Origin of the sequence: Blastococcus sp. MG754426 (assembly GCF_021699055.1) — a bacterium.
Lineage (GTDB): Bacteria > Actinomycetota > Actinomycetes > Mycobacteriales > Geodermatophilaceae > Blastococcus.
In genome coordinates, this window is sequence record NZ_SSXC01000168.1 from 1 (window position 1) to 968 (window position 968).

A 968-nucleotide genomic window follows, 5' to 3' on the forward strand; every position below is an offset into this window, starting at 1 on the left:
GATGCGGGCGCTCACTCGCCGAACACCACCACGGAGCGCAGCACGTCGCCGGCGTGCATCTTGTGGAACGCCTCCTCGACGTCGTCCAGCCCGATGGTCTCGGTGACGAACGCCTCCAGCGGGAACCGGCCCTGCAGGTAGAGGTCGACCAGCATCGGGAAGTCGCGGCTGGGCAGGCAGTCGCCGTACCAGGAGGACTTCACCGCCCCACCCCGGCCGAAGACCTCGATCGCCGGCAGCGTGATCTCCATGTCCGGCGTCGGGACGCCGACCATCACCACGCGGCCGGCGAGGTCCCGGGCGTAGAACGCCTGCTCGAACACCTTCGGGTGGCCGACGGCGTCGATGGCGACGTCGACACCGAACCCCCCGGTGAGCGCGCGGACCGCCTCGACCGGGTCGGTCTCCTTCGAGTTGACCGTGTGGGTGGCGCCGAACTGCCGGGCCCACTCCAGCTTCCGGTCGTCGATGTCGACGGCGATGATCGTGGCCGCGCCGGCCAGCTTCGCCCCGGCCACCGCGGCGTCCCCGACGCCACCGCAGCCGAACACGGCCACCGTCTCCCCGCGCTGCACGCCACCGGTGTTGATCGCCGCGCCGACGCCGGCCATGACGCCGCAGCCCAGCAGCCCGGCGGCGGTCGGCGGGGCTGCCGGGTCGACCTTGGTGCACTGGCCGGAGTGGACCAGCGTCTTCTCGGCGAAGGCGCCGATGCCCAGGGCCGGGGACAGCTCGGTGCCGTCGGCCAGCGTCATCTTCTGCGCCGCGTTGTGGGTGTTGAAGCAGTACTGCAGCTGGCCCTTGCGGCAGGCCCGGCACTCCCCGCACACCGCCCGCCAGTTCAGCACGACGTAGTCGCCGACGGCGACGTTGGTCACGCCCTCCCCGACCGCGGAGACCACACCGGCCGCCTCGTGGCCGAGCAGGAACGGGAAGTCGTCGTTGATCCCGCCCTCGCGGTAGTGCAG

Annotated in this window: 1 protein-coding gene; it reads right to left on the reverse strand. The window is 72.0% G+C overall.

Features of this window, described 5'->3' with window-relative positions:
* Positions 1-11 precede the first annotated feature (11 nt).
* Positions 12-968, reverse strand: a 957-nt coding sequence (locus E9549_RS22820) for an S-(hydroxymethyl)mycothiol dehydrogenase (protein WP_236828888.1), incomplete at its 5' end; no start/stop codon positions are given.